15 protein-coding genes are annotated in these 15690 nt (G+C 72.7%); 7 read left to right on the forward strand and 8 right to left on the reverse strand.

Annotated features, from left to right (window positions below):
* Positions 1 to 36: 36 nt before the first annotated feature.
* The 3 genes from BT341_RS36700 to galE all read left to right on the forward strand — a co-directional run bounded on the left by BT341_RS36700 (position 37) and on the right by galE (position 3026).
* The gene (locus tag BT341_RS36700) at positions 37 to 753 is read left to right on the forward strand and encodes an iron-dependent transcriptional repressor DtxR (protein ID WP_084743119.1); all 717 of its coding nucleotides are present in this window, start codon (positions 37 to 39) and stop codon (positions 751 to 753) included.
* Positions 750 to 1934 (forward strand): galactokinase, encoded by a 1185-nt coding sequence (gene galK / locus BT341_RS36705; RefSeq protein WP_072480594.1) that lies wholly within the window; start codon positions 750 to 752, stop codon positions 1932 to 1934. The genes BT341_RS36700 and galK overlap by 4 nt, the downstream gene beginning before the upstream one ends.
* 102 nt (positions 1935 to 2036) lie before the next feature.
* On the forward strand, positions 2037 to 3026 hold the full coding sequence (gene galE / locus BT341_RS36710; RefSeq protein ID WP_072480595.1) for a UDP-glucose 4-epimerase GalE: 990 nt from the start codon (positions 2037 to 2039) through the stop codon (positions 3024 to 3026).
* A 238-nt stretch (positions 3027 to 3264) separates the two neighbouring features.
* Here the strand turns inward: galE and BT341_RS36715 are convergent, their stop codons facing one another.
* Positions 3265 to 4338 carry a DUF4192 domain-containing protein gene (locus BT341_RS36715; protein WP_072480596.1) on the reverse strand — a complete coding sequence of 358 codons (1074 nt, stop codon included), beginning with the start codon at positions 4336 to 4338 and terminating at the stop codon, positions 3265 to 3267.
* 158 nt (positions 4339 to 4496) lie between these two features.
* Positions 4497 to 5351: a M23 family metallopeptidase gene (locus tag BT341_RS36720; RefSeq protein WP_072480597.1), complete on the reverse strand. Its 855-nt coding sequence runs from the start codon at positions 5349 to 5351 to the stop codon at positions 4497 to 4499.
* Between the two features lie 95 nt (positions 5352 to 5446).
* On the opposite strand from BT341_RS36720, the gene BT341_RS36725 reads away from it, so the two are divergent.
* On the forward strand, positions 5447 to 6568 hold the full coding sequence (locus BT341_RS36725; protein WP_072480598.1) for a sensor histidine kinase: 1122 nt from the start codon (positions 5447 to 5449) through the stop codon (positions 6566 to 6568).
* Positions 6565 to 7206, forward strand: coding sequence for a response regulator (locus BT341_RS36730; protein WP_072480599.1), 642 nt, complete (start codon positions 6565 to 6567; stop codon positions 7204 to 7206). The genes BT341_RS36725 and BT341_RS36730 overlap by 4 nt, the downstream gene beginning before the upstream one ends.
* Before the next feature lie 5 nt (positions 7207 to 7211).
* Here the strand turns inward: BT341_RS36730 and BT341_RS36735 are convergent, their stop codons facing one another.
* The gene (locus BT341_RS36735; protein ID WP_072480600.1) at positions 7212 to 7856 is read right to left on the reverse strand and encodes a YdcF family protein; all 645 of its coding nucleotides are present in this window, start codon (positions 7854 to 7856) and stop codon (positions 7212 to 7214) included.
* Positions 7856 to 9652, reverse strand: coding sequence for a Xaa-Pro dipeptidyl-peptidase (locus tag BT341_RS36740; protein ID WP_072480601.1), 1797 nt, complete (start codon positions 9650 to 9652; stop codon positions 7856 to 7858). The genes BT341_RS36735 and BT341_RS36740 overlap by 1 nt, the downstream gene beginning before the upstream one ends.
* An 84-nt stretch (positions 9653 to 9736) precedes the next feature.
* Here BT341_RS36740 and BT341_RS36745 point away from each other — a divergent pair, with 84 nt between their 5' ends.
* Positions 9737 to 11284: a DUF4139 domain-containing protein gene (locus BT341_RS36745; RefSeq protein WP_072480602.1), complete on the forward strand. Its 1548-nt coding sequence runs from the start codon at positions 9737 to 9739 to the stop codon at positions 11282 to 11284.
* 297 nt (positions 11285 to 11581) lie between these two features.
* Here BT341_RS36745 and BT341_RS36750 read toward each other — a convergent pair whose 3' ends face one another.
* From BT341_RS36750 to pdxR, 3 genes are all read right to left on the reverse strand, one after another.
* The gene (locus BT341_RS36750) at positions 11582 to 12013 is read right to left on the reverse strand and encodes a CBS domain-containing protein (protein WP_072480603.1); all 432 of its coding nucleotides are present in this window, start codon (positions 12011 to 12013) and stop codon (positions 11582 to 11584) included.
* Positions 12014 to 12115: 102 nt separating this feature from the next.
* A complete protein-coding gene (locus BT341_RS36755) occupies positions 12116 to 12562 on the reverse strand; it encodes a hypothetical protein (RefSeq protein WP_072480604.1) in 447 nt (148 codons plus the stop codon).
* Positions 12559 to 13971, reverse strand: coding sequence for a MocR-like pyridoxine biosynthesis transcription factor PdxR (gene pdxR, locus BT341_RS36760; RefSeq protein ID WP_072480605.1), 1413 nt, complete (start codon positions 13969 to 13971; stop codon positions 12559 to 12561). Before pdxR ends, BT341_RS36755 begins: the two co-directional genes overlap by 4 nt.
* 83 nt (positions 13972 to 14054) lie before the next feature.
* Here pdxR and BT341_RS36765 point away from each other — a divergent pair, with 83 nt between their 5' ends.
* Complete coding sequence (locus tag BT341_RS36765; RefSeq protein WP_072480606.1) at positions 14055 to 14627, forward strand: TIGR03086 family metal-binding protein; 573 nt, start codon at positions 14055 to 14057, stop codon at positions 14625 to 14627.
* Here BT341_RS36765 and BT341_RS36770 read toward each other — a convergent pair.
* Positions 14620 to 15576, reverse strand: coding sequence for a neutral zinc metallopeptidase (locus BT341_RS36770; protein ID WP_072480607.1), 957 nt, complete (start codon positions 15574 to 15576; stop codon positions 14620 to 14622). The two genes, BT341_RS36765 and BT341_RS36770, sit on opposite strands and share 8 nt — an antisense overlap.
* Positions 15577 to 15690: the final 114 nt, after the last annotated feature.

Consider the following 15690-nt stretch of genomic DNA (forward strand, 5'->3'; position numbering starts at 1 on the left):
CGAGGGCCGCCGCCGCTGCCGGGGTCAACGACTACGATGAGCAACGCGGACGAAGGGGACAGCGTGAACGATCTCATCGACACCACCGAGATGTACTTGCGTACGATCTACGAGCTCGAAGAAGAGGGTGTCGTTCCGCTGCGCGCCCGCATCGCCGAGCGCCTGCAGCAGAGCGGCCCGACGGTGAGCCAGACCGTCGCCCGGATGGAGCGCGACGGCCTCGTCGTCGTCGCCGACGACCGGCACCTCCAGCTGACCGACCACGGCCGCGAGCTGGCCATCGCCGTCATGCGCAAGCACCGCCTGGCCGAGCGTCTCCTCGTCGACGTCATCGGGCTCGAGTGGGAGCACGTGCACAACGAGGCCTGCCGCTGGGAGCACGTGATGAGCGAGGCCGTCGAGCGCAAGCTGGTCAAGCTGCTCGACCACCCGACCACGTCCCCGTACGGCAACCCGATCCCCGGCCTGGACAAGCTGGGCGACGGCGACCCCGCACCGCCCGCCGAAGCCGACCTCGTCCGGCTGGACGAGTTCGCCCGCACCGGCGGCGGCCGCGTCGAGATCCGGCGCATCGCCGAGCACGTCCAGCTGGACGAGTCGCTGATGACCGAGCTCAAGTCCGTCGGCATCGTGCCGGGCGGCACGGTCACCATCGGCAAGGCCATCGGCGGCACCGTCGAGGTCACCGGCGGCGACACCACCGCCCAGGTCGCCAGCTCCGCGCTGCACGCCGTCCTGGCGCAGGCCAGGTGAGCCCCGCCTCGGAGGCCGTGGCGGCGTTCCGCACCGTGCACGGCGGCGAGCCCGCCGGCGTGTGGTCGGCGCCCGGCCGGGTCAACCTGATCGGCGAGCACACCGACTACAACGACGGCTTCGTGCTGCCCTTCGCGCTGCCGCATCGCCTGGCCGCGGCGGCGTCACCCCGCGAGGACGGCATCCTGTCGGTGGCCACGCTCGGCGACGACGGCCAGCTCCAGCGCTCCGGCGAGCTCAAGATCGCCGACCTGGCGCCGGGCACGGTCGAGGGGTGGGCCGCGTACCCGGCCGGGGTCGCCTGGGTCCTGCGCGACCAGGGCTTCACGGCCGGCGCGGACCTGGTCATCGCCGGGGACGTGCCGTCGGGGGCGGGACTGTCCTCCTCCCACGCGCTCGAGTGCGCGGTGTCGCTGGCGTTGCTCGGGCTGGCCGGGCTGGAGCTGGGCACGCCCGGCGATCGCGTCCCCTCGCGGTCCCAGGTGGCGCGGTGGGTCCAGCGCTCGGAAAACGACTTCGTCGGCGCGCCCACCGGCCTGCTCGACCAGACGGCGTCCCTCTGCTGCACCGAGTCCCACGTGCTGTTCCTCGACGTGCGCTCGGGCGAGCAGGAGCAGGTGCCGTTCGGCCTGGCCGACGCCGGGCTGCAGGTGCTGATCATGGACACCCGCACGAAGCACTCCCACGCCGAAGGCGGCTACGGCGAGCGGCGCCGCGGCACCGAACGGGCGGCCGAGTTGCTCGAGGTGAAGGCGCTGCGGGACGTCACCGTCGAGGGGCTCGACGCCGCCCTCGGCCGGCTGCCCGACGACCTGGTGCCGCTCGTGCGGCACGTCGTCACCGAGAACCAGCGGGTGCTCGAAGTGGTCGAGCTGCTGCGCGCCGGGCGGCTGGCCGACATCGGCCCGTACCTGGACGCCTCGCACGTCAGCATGCGCGACGACTACCGGATCTCCACGGCCGAGCTGGACCTCGCGGTCGACTCGGCGCGGGAGGCGGGCGCGCTCGGCTCCCGGATGACCGGCGGCGGCTTCGGCGGCTCGGCGATCGCGCTGGTCCGCGACGCCGACCTGGACGGCGTCAAGGCGGCCGTCGAAGCGGCGTACGAGAAGGCCGGCTACCGGCGGCCGCGGATGTTCACGGCGGTGCCGTCCCGCGGCGCCGGCCGCGACGAGGTTTGAGACCGCGCGGGTCCGTTCGGGGCCACCCCCGGGCGGACCCGCGCGTCGCTTAGGGGGAAGACTGAGGTGCACAGTCACCACCCTCGGCAGAAAGGCCTGGATGTGTCGGAGCAGAGCAACGCCCTGAAGCTGGTCGTGACGGGCGGAGCGGGGTACGTCGGCAGTGTCTGTGCCGCCCGGCTGATCGAAGCCGGGCACCAGGTCACGGTCGTCGACGACCTGTCCACCGGGCACGCGGACGCCGTCCACCCGGACGCGCGGTTCATCGAGGGTGACGCGGCCGAGGTGGCGGGCAGCCTGCTGCGCGAGGGCTTCGACGGCGTGCTGCACTTCGCGGCGAAGTCGCTGGTCGGCGAGTCGATGACCGAGCCGGCGAAGTACTGGGAAGGCAACGTCGTCACCTCGCTGCGGCTGCTGGAGGCGATGCACGAGCACGGCACGCCGCGTCTGGTGTTCTCCTCCACCGCGGCGACGTACGGCGAGCCGGAGCAGTCCCCGATCCCGGAGTCCGCGCCGACCCGGCCGACCAACACCTACGGCGCCACGAAGCTCGCGATCGACCACGCGATCACCAGCTTCGCCACGGCGCACGGGCTGGCCGCGGTCAGCCTGCGCTACTTCAACGTCGCGGGCGCGTACGGCGCGTACGGCGAGCGCCACACCACGGAAACCCATCTGATTCCTCTCGTCCTCCAGGTCGCCTCGGGCGACCGCGAGCGCATCCAGATCTTCGGCGACGACTACCCGACGCCGGACCACACGGCGGTCCGCGACTACATCCACGTGGTGGATCTCGCCGACGCGCACCTGCTGGCGCTGAAGCACGCCACCGCGGGTGAGCACCGCATCTACAACCTGGGCAATGGCACGGGTTTCTCCGTTCTCGAGGTGATCGAGGCGTGCCGCGAGGTCACGGGACACCCGGTACCGGCGGCGGTGGCCCCGCGACGGGCGGGTGACCCGTCGGTGCTCGTGGCGGCCAGCGACCGGGCCCGGGAGGAGCTGGGCTGGAAGCCGGAGCGCACCGACCTGACCGGGATCGTGCGGGACGCCTGGGACTTCACGCAGCAGCGGCGGGCCGCGCAGAGCTGACACCACCCGACCTGCCGGCGCCGAGCGGGAAATCCGCTCGGCCCGGCAAACCGGCGATTCCACGCCCGTGGTCCTGTGCCGATGCCCCGGCGACCGGACCGGGGAGAGCTGGACCGGGAGCCGGGCTGACCGGATCTCCGACACTTCCGGCTTCTGACCGTTCGCTTGCGCCGCGCGGATCCTCGTTGCCGCGGGCGGCCGCGCCGCGACCGTCCAAACGCGACACCGCGAGCGGCGCCTACGCCGGCTGGTCCGTCTCGACGTCCGACAACGGCAGGCCGAAACCCGACATGCCCGTCGGGTCGGCTGCCAGCGCCAGGTCCAGGAGCTGCTCCGGGGGCATGCCGTGGTTCAGCACTGTCCACAGGAGCCCGGCCAGTACGTGGTCCGGCTTCGCTTCCAGTGCGTTCTCCAGTGCCATGCCCGCGAACGTGCCGTCGCCGCGCATGAAGGCCGTGTAGCCCAGCAGGGCCGCCGCCTCCGCTCGGTGCGGGGGCGGGAGCTCCTGGACCAGGGTCAGCCACAGGCGCTCCGCCTCGCGCGCCCTCGGCTCTCGCGGTGGGACCGCCATGGCCAGGCACGCGTCCCGGATCTCGGAAACCTCCAGCGCCTTCGCCAGCAGGACCGCTTCCCCGTCCGTCGGCGGGCCCGCCGAGCGCAGCTGACGCTCGAAGGCCGCGCGGACCACCGAAGCCGCGTCGGAGACGCACGTTGCCTCCGGCCACGGCGATGCTGGCTGGCGCGTCAGCAGCTCCGCCCGGCAGGCGACCGCGTCCGGTGAACGTGGGGTGAGCAGCGCCGCCAGCTCGTCACGGCTGTCGAACGCCACCGTGCCGCTCTCCGTCGCCACCGCCGCCGTCACCGTCGCGCGCGGGTCCGGGAGTTCGCCGCCGCAGCCGGGATCCGCGTAGCACCCCCAGGGCGCGCCCTCGCTGATGCGCGCCGTCCACAACGCGTGCAGCACCGGAAGGCCGCACTCGCCCAGCGCGTCCGCCAGTTCGTCGACGAAGCCCGCGTGCGGTGGCGGGCTGCCGGGTCTTCGCCGTCCGCCGACGACGGCCAGCGTCACGCCGGTGTGCGGCGCCAAGGTGAACCGCGGGGCGAGGGCCTGGGCCTGCCGGGCCCGGTCTTCGCGACGCGGGAGGTCGGCACGCATCACCAGGCCCAACCCGTGGCCCAGAGGGGCTCGGTGGCCGATCAGGACGACGGATCGCTCGGGCCGGAACCCGATCAGGTACGGGAGCGCGGCAAGCAGCTGCGCGGGGCTTCGGAGGTCGGCCGGCGGCCGGCCGGTCGGGGTGGCTGTGGTCATGCCTCCACAGTGGGGCAGCACGGGGCCGGATGGGGCGGTGGCGGCAAATCTGTGGATGGGCGGGGCCGATGTGGACGGATCCGGGCGGGCGCCCGCCGGGCGGCGGATTCCTGTCGGTGGGGCGGGCTATGCTGCCCGGCCCCACCGACCGGCACCGCTCAGCCGCAGTGCTCGAACCCGCTCTCGTAGGTGTTGCTGCCCACCGAGCCGCCCCACTTCACGCAGGTGGCCGCGGCGGTCTTCTTCACCGGACCGGCGTAGTAGGCGAAGCTGCCGGAATCGGTCACCCGCGTCGAGCCCTGGGCCTCCAGGAACGCCGAGACCGGGCTGGCCGTGCCGAGCGACGTGGCCTTCAGCGTGGTCACGCAGTTCGCCTTCGTCGAGGCGTTGTACAGCAGGTACGCGGTGCCGGATGAGTTCGCCAGCGCCTGCTGGTCGACGACGGAGAAGCCGTCACCGCAGACCTCTGCCGCGGAGTACGGGTTGCCACCGCAGTTGTTCTTGCTCGTGAAGTCGGTGTGCCCGTAGTACGGCACCGCGATGCCGTTCAGCTTGGCCTTCTGCACCACGCCGTTCAGCCGCTCTTCGAAGTGCAGGTGCGGGCCGGTGACCCCGCCGGTCGCGCCGGCCTTCCCGATCTCCCGGCCGCCCGCGACCGACTGCCCGACCGAAACCTCCTGGGCCGACAGGTGCGCGTACCGGGTGCGCCAGCCGCTGCCGTGGTCCACCTCGATCCACTTGCCGTAGCTCGTGCTGCCCTCGTCGGCCACCCGCGTCACCGTGCCGGACGCCGAGGCGAGCACCGGCATGCCCGTGATCCCCGACTTCTGGAAGTCGACCGAGTACTCCGGGCTGTGGCCGCTGAACGTCGCCGCGGTCACGGTGACCCCGCACTTGAACGGCACCTGGAAGTTGGGCGCGGCCGAGGCGGTCGCCTGGCCGGCGAGGGTGAGGCCGAGCGCCGGCAGCGCCGCGGCGGCGGCGAACACGGCGAGCCGTCGCAACCTGGACATGGGGGAACCTCCTGACAAACGGGACAGCTTGACACCACCCAGGGAAGCCGTCGTCGGTACATTTTCCGTACAAGCACCCGCGGAGGACCTCGACCATGACGACCGGACGGACCGGGTTCGCCCGGCGCCCCCACGGACAGGCGTACGTCCGCTGGGCGTTCATCGCGGTCCCGATGTTCGCCGCGATGCCCCGCGCGAACACGCTGGCCTGGGTCCTGATCGGGATCACCCTCGCGCTGTCGGTCCCGCTGCTGTGGCTGTACGACGCCGGCGGGCAGAAGCTGCCGCCCGTGCTGCTGCTGGCCGTGATCCTCAGCGCGGGCACGCTCTGGGCGCTGGTGCCGAACAGCTGGGCGTCGGTGACGATGTTCAGCACCACGTTCCTCGTCGTCCTCCGCCACCCGATCGTGCCGATCCTGCTCGCCGTCGCGGCCGACCTGTACTCGATCACCTGCTGGGCGGCCTTCCACGACGCCTGGGACGGCGCGCTGGCGACGTACACGATCCTGGCCGTCGTCGTGCTGCTCGGCCTCAACCGGCGGACGCGGCTGGCCCGTATCGAGCAGACCGAGCTGGCGCTCGCCCGCGCGCAGACCGCGACCGAGGAGCACGCGCGCGCCGCCGCCCTCGCCGAACGCGCCCGTATCGCCCGCGAGCTGCACGACGTCCTGGCTCATTCGCTGGCCGGGCTCTCGCTGAATCTGCAGGGCGCGCGGCTCATGCTGGTCCGCGACGGGGCGAGCCCGGACGCCGTCGCGCAGATCGAACGGGCGCAGAAGCTGGCCTCCGAAGGCCTCGCCGAGGCTCGCAAAGCCGTCGCCGCGCTGCGCGAAGACGCGGTGCCGGTCGAGCGCACGATCGCGGACCTCCTCGCGGCCTACCGCCTGGACAGCGGCGCCCGGGCGGACCTCAAGGTCGAGGGCGAGCCACGCGAGCTCGACGCGGCGGTCGGCACGGCGCTGGTCCGCGCGGTGCAGGAGGCGCTGGCCAACACGCGCAAGCACGCGGGGCAGGCCGACGTCGACGTCACGCTGGACTACCGCTCCGGGAGCGTCGCGCTGACCGTGATCGACCGGCAGGGCAGGCGCCCGCCGGACGCGCCGGCGGCAGGCTACGGTTTGCGCGGGATGAGCGAACGGGTCGCGCTGCTCGACGGGCGGTTCGAGAGCGGGCCGGGGGAGGACGGATGGCGGATTCACCTGACGGTACCGGCGTGACGCTGCGGGTCGTGCTGGCCGACGACCAGGCCGTGGTCCGTGAAGGCCTGGTGACGCTGCTCGGGCTGCTGCCCGGCGTCGAGGTGGTCGGCGCGGCCGCGGACGGGCTGGCCGCGCTCGACCTGGTCGCGCGGCACCGCCCCGACGTCGTTCTCGTCGATCTGCGGATGCCGCGCTGCGACGGCGTCGAGACCACCGAGCGGATCCGCGCCGAGCACCCGGACACCGAGGTGGTCGTGCTGACCACGTACGCCGACGACGAGTCGCTGCTGGCCGCGTTGCGGGCGGGCGCCCGCGGCTTCCTGACGAAGGACGCCGACGCGGAGGCCATCGCACGGGCCCTGCGCTCGGCGGCCGCCGGCCAGTCCACAGTGGACGGCGAGCTGCAGCGGCGGCTCGTCGAGGCCGCCACCCGGAGCACGCCCAAGCGGGTCAAGGAGATCGAAGGCCTGACGGCGCGCGAGATCGAGGTACTGCGGCTGATCGCGGCGGGGCTGTCGAACACCGAGATCGCGCGGACGCTCGTCGTCAGCGAGGCGACGGTGAAGACCCACGTGAACCACCTGTTCACGAAGGCCGGGCTGCGGGATCGCGCGCAGGCGGTCGCCTTCGCCTACCGGGCGGGCATCGCGGACTGAGGGGTTCACAGCAGCCGCTGCGTGAAGCCGGCCGCGGCCAGGCGGCCGAACGCCCGCTCCACCCCGGCCGGGACCGGTTGCGGGATCGCGAACCCTCGCGCCGCGTATTCCGTGATCCGTTGCGTCTCCCCCACCAGCATGCTGACCACGCGGGTCGCGTCCTCGACACCGTCCAGGTAGTCCTCCAGCGAAACCCTCTTCGACGCGCAGACGATCTCGACGCCCGGCCAAAGCCGCTTCGCCGTCGCGTACGCGCGTCGCTGCTGGTACGGGCGCGACACCAGGGTCACCGAGCGGACCGGGATCCCGCGCTCGGCCAGCAGGCGCCGGGTGAACGCGATGTTGTCGCCGGTGTTGCGGGCTTCCGGCTCGACCAGGATCACGTCGTCGGGCACGCCGCGCTCCAGGGCGATCTCGCGGTAGTGGACCGCTTCGCCGCGTGGAAAGCGGTCCACCGTCGTCGGGGCGTTGGCGCCCGTGAAGACGATCAGCGGGAACCGCCCGGCGTGGTACAGCTCCGCCGTGTGGACGGCCACGCCGGGCTCCCGGCTGCCGAGCCCGACGCCGACGTCGGAACGCCGCGGCTCGTGCCGCAGGTCGTGGTAGTCCCACAACGTCCGGACGTCGGCGTGCAGGTGCTCCGGCAGCATCAGCCGAACGCGGCTCGCAGCGCCGGCTTGCCGCCCGTGACCGGGAGCGTCACCGACGTCTTCGTCAGGTTGAGCGCCAGCCCCGCGCCCGGCTTCGGCCGCAGCGTGTAGTCGTGGTCGCTGGAGGCCAGCAGGAACTCCAGCCGGTGACCCGCCGCCAGGATGTAGTCCTTCGGCATCAGCTCGACGCCGATCCGGTAGGTCTTTCCGGGCGTGATCGGCTCTGTCCGGGCCGGTGACGTGCGGTTCTGCGGGTCGGTCCAGCCGCGGCTGATCACGTGCGACGTGCCGTCGGGGGCGCGGTCGAGCAGGATCGCCGAGACGTTCGCCGCCGGCCGGTCGAACGCCAGCGCGAGGTCGGCGCGCGCGGCGCCGGAGAGGCGTACGGGCTGCTTCGCCGCCGAAGTCGCGTACAGCAGGCGGTTCCCGGACGACGCGAGGCCGGCCAGCTGCTCGATCGTCTTCGACGAGTCGTCGGCGAGAGTCTCGACGGCGGCCGTGCCCGGCACGGGGCTGCGGGTGTCGATGGCGCCCTTCGCGCGGCCGCCCGGCCACGGGTAGACGCGTACGTCGGACGTGCCCGGCGCGGGCCAGTCGGCCTCGTCGGTCCACGACAGGTCCTCGCGCTGGATCGTCGCCTTCGGCTCGTTCTGGATGCCGTTGTCGATGCCGTAGAGGTAGTGCGACATCCACTTGTTCAGCGTCGCGAGCCAGACGTCGCGGCGCAGCGAGTACGGGTCCGCGTGCCCGGACTGGTGCAGCCAGATCTTGTGCTCGACGCCGTGCGCCTTCAGCGCTTCGTACCACTCGGCGACCTGGTCGGTCTTGACGTTCCAGTCGTTGAGGCCGTGCACCGCGAGCACCGACGCGTGCACCTTGGCGACGTCGTTGCGGTAGTTGCGGACGTCCCAGAACGGCGTGTAGTCGCCGGTCACGCGATCCTGGTCGCGGGTCAGCCCGTCGATCACCGGGCGGCAGATCTGCCGGTCCTCGCGGGTGTAGACGTATTCGGCGAGCACGTCGGCGTCCTCGCCCTGGAACCCGCCGGCCGCGACCACGGCGCCATCGTTGCGGTAGTACTCGTACCAGCTTGAGATGGCCGCGATCGGCACGATCGTCTCGAGGCCTTCGACGCCGGTGCTCGCGACGGCGTTCGGCAGCGTGCCGTTGTAGGACACGCCCATCATGCCGGTCTTGCCGGTGCTCCAGTCCGCCTTCGCCGCGGCGCCGGTCGCGTCCTTCGCGGAGGTGCGGCCGTTGAGCCAGTCGACGACCGAGCGCGCGCCGATCGTCTCGTTGACGTCGCCGGTGGTCGGGCAGCCGGTGGACAGGCCGGTGCCGAGCGACTCGCCGTACACGACGGCGAAGCCACGGGCGGTGAAGTAGTCCTGGTAGCGCCAGGTGATCGGGGTGGCCGGGCCGACGCCGTGCGCGGCGACGCGCGGGCCTTCCGGCCCGCGGGCGTACCCGGGGGCGTACAGCTCGACGTCGACGTCGTGGTTGGCGACGTCGTTGCCGCCGGCGTAGTACGGGCTGGCCTGGTAGACGACCGGCACCTTGAGGCCCTGCTGCGTCGCGCGCGGGCGCACGACCTGGGCGTGCACGAGGTCGTCGCGGCCGTCGTGGTCGCTGTCGACGGGCGCGGTGACCCAGATGTCCTCGCGGATGACGTCGGCGGGGTCGAACACCGGCTGGGCCTGGCCGCCGGTGAAGACGGGCGCGGGCGGCGCGGCTTCGGCCGTGCCCACGGTCAGCGGCAAGGTCGCCAGTGCGAGGAGCAGGACTGCGGCTTTCACTCAAACCCCCAAGCCGGGCGAAGCGGACGACTGAAGACACTTCCGCTCCGGCCGCGGGAGTGTCAAGAGACTAACGTCGGGGGCATGCCGACCGTGGAAGCGCCGATCGCCGCCGTGACCGTCTACCCGCAGCAGGCCCGGATCACCCGCCGGGCCAAGGCCTCGCTGGACGGCGGGCCGCGCCTGACGTTCGCCGGGCTCCCCCTGTCGCTCGACCCTGGCTCGGTGCGCGTCACCGGCACGGGCCCGGCGCTGATCGCGGGAGTCGACGTACGCACCGAGCGGCACGCTTCGCCGGCCGACGCCGCGCTTCGGGCACTGATCGAGCAACGTCGCGTGGACCAGGCAACGCTCGACGGCGTCGTGGACGACGAAGCGGCCGAAGCGATGAAGGTCGACTTGCTGACTTCGCTCGCGAAGCGCAGCGGCGGCAGCTTCGCGAAGGCGCTGGCGGCGGGGACGGCGGAACCTTCGCGCGTCGCCGAGGTGACGGACGCGCTGAGCGCGCGGCTGGCCGCCGCGTTGAAGGCCCGGCGGGTCCTGACCGAGCGCATCGCCCGGCTTCGCGAGGACCTCGCCGCGCTCGACCGCCGGATCGAGACGCACAGCGCCCAGTCCGAACAGGACAGTACGTCGGTGGTCGTGGAGCTGGAGATCGCGGACCCGGCGGGATCGGCGGAGCTGGAACTGTCCTATGTGGTCCCCGGCGCGAGCTGGGAGCCGGGCTACGACATCCGCGTCCGCGGGACGGACGTGACGGTGGTGTCGTACGGCCTGGTCAGCCAGCACACGGGCGAGGACTGGCCGGAGTGCGAGCTGGCGCTGTCGACGGCCCGGCCGGCGGTTTCGGTGGTGGTGCCGGAGCTTTCGCCGTGGTACCTCGACCGCGTGCACCCGGTTCCGGCGGCACCCGCGGGTGCGTACGGTGGATCGGGCGGCGGCATTCCCGAGGGGAGGCACTACATGGCGGCGTCCGTGGCGATGGCGCCGAAGTTCGCCTCGGTGGAGCAGGGCACGACGGCGGTCACGTACCGTCCGTCACGTCCGGTGGCGGTGCCTTCGGGGGCGCAGGGACACCGGACGACGTTGGCACAGCTGGATCTCACGGCTTCACTGGGGTATGTGACGGCGCCGGTGCTGGCGGAGGAGGCGTATCTGCGGGCCACGGTGGCGAACACGTCTTCGCAGGCGTTGCGGCCGGGGCGGGCTTCGGTGTTCCACGACGCGGAGTTCGTCGGGACGACGGTGCTCGAAGCGTGGGCTCCCGGGGAGGAATTGGAGCTGGCTTTGGGCGTCGACGACCGGATCCGGATCGAGCGCGAACTGGTGCGGCGCACGGCCTCGAAGGCGGCTCTGTCGGGGCAGAAACGGCGTGAGGCGGAGTATCGCATTTCCGTCGGCAACCATGGGCCGCGTTCCGCGGAGGTGACGGTGGTGGACCAGGCACCGGTGTCCCGCGACGACGCGATCACGGTGAAGGACGTGAAGACGTCACCGGAGCCGGCGGAGACGTCGGCGCTGGGCGAGTACACGTGGAAGCTGACGCTGGCCCCGGGCGAGACGAAGACGGTGACGCTGTCGTACCGGGTGGATGTCGCGAAGGGCGTGGAACTGTCCGGCTGGCGGGAGTGAGCTCAGGCGCTTCACCGGTCTCTCGCCGAGAATCGGATCGAACGAGAGTCGGCACCCCATGATCTGGTGGGGGCAGGTCTCCTGCGCGTCACCCGCACCCCCGTGCTCGAAACCGGAGGCCTCGGAGCGGCTTGTCCTGATCATCTCGGGATCTACGATGGCCGTTTCCCTCTTGTCCGTGACCGTCGCCATCCTCGTCTCGTCAGCACAATTTGCCCCAACGGCATACGACCGGCCCTCAGCCATGAGTCCCCTCGCAGTGAGCCGACCCACAGCTGAGGCCGATCCGCGCCCGTGTCAGCCCTGGGCGATGTACGCCTGCAGCTGTTCCTGGCTCTGCTCCAGCTGCTCCATCCGGTTCTTCACCACATCCCCGATGGACACGATGCCCGCCAGGCGGCCGCCCGACAGGACCGGTACGTGCCTGATGCGCCTCTCCGTCATCAGGATCGACAGCTGGTCCACCGAATCCTCCGGGCCGCAGCTGGCCACCAGCTTCGTCATGATCTCCGACACCGGGCCCTCCAGCAGCGCGGGGCCGTGTTCGTGGAGCTTGCGGACCACGTCGCGTTCCGAGACGATTCCCGCTATCGACCCGTCCGGGTTCACCACCACCATCGCGCCCACGTTGTGTTCGGCCAGGCCGGCCAGCAGCGTGGTCACCGTCGTCTCCGGGGTGACCGTCGCGACCGCCGACCCCTTCTTGCGCAGCAGATCCGCAATCCGCATGGCGATCCTTCCCGTCGGTGAGCTGGATCACCACAGGTTAAGGGCACACCGACCGGGGCGAAAGTCCGGCAAACGGGGCGTCTTCGTGATATTCGAACCGATTCAGCCGAGACGTTCGGCCAGGCCGTCCAGTGCCGATCGGATGCCTGCCGCGTAGTCGTCGTCGCCCAGGGCGGCCAGGCGGGACTTCGCCAGCGCCAGCTGCTCGCGGGCCTCCTCGAGCCGGCCCAGCTTGCGGTAGTCCTCGCCCAGGTTCAGGTGCAGCGACGGGTAGAAGCCGCGCACCGCCAGCGACGAGTGGTGCTCCTGGACGCGCGAGTCGGTCAGCGAGTCCGCCGCCGCCAGTGCCCGCAGGTCCCACTCCAGTTCCTCCGCCGGGTCGTCGCAGACGTCGGCCATGTGGTGCGCCAGCGCGACGCGGTGCAGCGGGTCGCCGTCCGGGCCGATCGACTCCCACAGCCGCGCGAAGGTCGCGTACGCGCCGGCGCGGTCGCCGCCGATGTGCTGCCGCAGGCCGGCGTCGATCGCCACCAGCACGTCGTCGGTCATGCCACTCCTTCGTCCACCAGCTCGCGCAGCCGGGCCAGCCCCGGCTCGATCCGCTCCACCGCGACCGCACCGTAACCGAACACCAGCCCGTGCCGCCGCTCCCCCACCGCGAAGTCCCCCAGCGAGTACAGCCGCACGCCCCGGCGGCGTGCCGCGCGGACCAGCGGGCCCGCGTCGGCCGGCGAAACCGCGCTCAGGTGCAGGCCCGCGGAGGACGGCAACGGCGTCAGGAAGTCCGCGAACGACGTCGCCAGCGACGCCGACAGCAGCTCGTGCCGCGCCCGGTAGACCTTCCGCATCCGCCGGACGTGCCGGGCGAACCCGCCCTCCGCCATGAACGCCGCCAGCGCCGCCTGCTCGACGTTCGGCGCGTGCCAGTCGGTCAGGTACCGGGCCTTCACCAGCGCGGGCACCAGCGACGGCGGCGCGACGAGGAAACCCAGCCGCAACGCCGGCGACAGCACCTTCGAAAACGAGCCGACGTACACGACCCGGCCGCGCGAATCCAAGCTGTGCAACGGTTCCAGGGGCCGTCCGGTGTAGCGGAACTCGCTGTCGTAGTCGTCCTCGACGAGCACGGCGTCGTGCCGCCCGGCCCAGTCGAGCAGTTCGAGACGCCGGTCCAGCGACATCGACAGCCCCAGCGGGTACTGGTGCGACGGCGTCACGTACACCAGCCGCGTGCCCGCCGGGATGGCGTCGACGACGATGCCCTCGGCGTCCACCGGCACCGGCGCGACCCGGACCCCGCGCGCGCCGAGCACCAGCCGCGGCGGCGGGTAGCCGGGGTCCTCGACGGCGGCCACGTCGCCCGGGCGCAGCACCACCCGGCCGACCAGGTCCGTCGTCTGCTGGGCCCCGGCCGTGACGACGACCTGCTCCGGGCTCGCCCGGACGTCACGCGCCACTCCGACGTGCCGGGCGATCTCGGCGCGCAGGCCGGCGTGCCCCTGCGGGTCGCCGTAGGTCATCAGGTCGGCTTGCCCGGCGCGCAGCCGCTGGGTGACGAGCCGCCGCCAGGTGTCGAACGGGAACCGCGTGAGGTCCGGGACGCCGGGCCGGAAGTCGAACTCCGGTGCCGGGGCGAACGGCGCGGGCGGCGCCGGGACGGCGTCCCACTCCGGCAGCGGGCGCACGCCCGACACGGACGACGGCCGCGGGCGGCTCGCCGGCGAGGCCGTGACGAAGGTGCCCGCGCCGACGCGCCCGGCGAGGAACCCCTCGGCGGTGAGCCGGTCGTAGGCCGCGCTGACCGTCGTCCGCGAGACCGCCAGCCGCTGCGCCAGCTCGCGCGTCGGCGGCAACGCCTCGCCGGACCGGATCCGGCCGTCGAGGATCGCCGCGCGCAGCTGCCGGTAGATCGCGTCGCGGTGGCCGCGCGTCCCGGTCAGGTCGATGTGGACGTCCACGGGACCGACTCTAGATTGGCCCACGAAGGTCGGCACGGATTTGGCACTGTTCGTGGTCCGCTCCCCCGCCTAACGTGCCGGGCATGGATCTCCGCGAACTCGACCGCCGCAGCCTGCTCGTCCTCGACAAGATCGTCGCCGCCGCCACGCCCGCCGACCTGGCCCGCCCGACGCCGTGCGCCGGCTGGACCCTGGCCGACCTGCTCCGCCACCAGGTCAGCGAGAACCACGCCTTCGCCACCGCGGCCCGCGAGGGCTCGGCCCCCGACTGGGACGCCGGCGAACTCGGCGACGACCCCTGCGCCGCGTACCGGGCCTCGGTCGACGACTTCCTGGACGCCATGGCCGACGACGCCGTGCTGGAGCGGCAGCTGACCATCAACCACTTCGGCACGTTCCCCGGCACGGTCGCCGCGCACATGCACCTCGTCGACACCGTCGCGCACGGCTGGGACCTGGCCCGCACGCTCGGCCTGCCCTACGAGCCGGACGCCGAAGCCGTCCACGCCGCCCTGCAGCTGGCCGAGCGCATCCCGGACGAGGGCCGCGAAATCAACGGGAGCTTCGCCCACAGCGTCGAGGTCCCGGCGGACGCGAGCGAGCTGGACCGGTTCCTCGCCCTCCTCGGCCGCGATCCCGCGTGGAAGCTCAGCTGACGTCGGCGACCGGCGCGCTCCACGTGTCGCACGCCTTCGTGGTCTTGCCCTCGTAACCGGCCTTCGCCCACGACAGCTGGTGCTCGCGCGAGCCGTGGGTGTCGCTGTCGTTGGCGCGGCCGTAGTCGGCGACGGCGGCGTTCGCCAGTGACCGGCTGACCGAGCCCGAGCCGGCGACCGCGGCCAGGAACAGCGCGCCGAAGCAGTTCGCCTGCAGCTCGATCCGGCGGACGACCTCCTTGTCGGCCGCGCTGTCCTCGTTCGGCGACGTCATCTTGTCCGCCGCCGCGGACAGGATGCCGCTCTCGCGCTGCACGTGGTGGCCGTACTCGTGGGCGATCGTGGCGATGTGCCGCGCCTTGTTAAGCCCGGCGTCGGCGAGCATCCAGTCGGTCGGGGCGTAGATCGTGGTGTCCCCGCCGCAGTAGTAGGCGACGGCCTCGTTCTCGGTCGGCGCCTTCCCGCACGCGCTGTGCTCGGGCAGCGTGACCGAGACGGTGGCGGTCAGCGTCGGCTCGTTCGCCTTCGCCAGCGCCGGGCGCCAGGACTGCTCCAGGCAGTCGACGAGCGCTCCGTAGTAGGCCTTGAGCTGCTCGGCGGCCCGGCCGAGGTCGGGCAGGGCGCAGGTGGCGGGCCCGGGCGTGATGCCCTCGGCGAGCAGCGGGTTGCGGGCCAGCTCCGGCACGGGCTTCGCGGCCGACGTCGACCCGGTGCCGCCGTACGCGCGGCCGGTGTCGACGCCCTGCGCGACGAGCGCGTGGCCGTCGACGCGGTGCGGGATGGTGGCCGCGATCAGCGAGATGGCCAGCACGACGACGAGGACCCCGGCGACGGCGCCCCAGAGCCGGCTGCGCGGCGGGGCGATCGGGACCGGCGGCGCGGCGGCCCAGCTGGGCGCCCAGGGGTTCGGCTCGGGCGCCCACGCGGGTTCCGGGCTCCGGGACACCACTGCGGATGCCGGTGGCGACCCGGGAAAACCGGACTCGGCGTCGTCGTTCACGTTCTCCCCCTGCTCGGTGGCACCAGCATACGGACCGGCCCGCGGGCCCGGATCACGAAACGA

It is taken from the genome of Amycolatopsis australiensis (genome assembly GCF_900119165.1).
Lineage (GTDB): Bacteria > Actinomycetota > Actinomycetes > Mycobacteriales > Pseudonocardiaceae > Amycolatopsis > Amycolatopsis australiensis.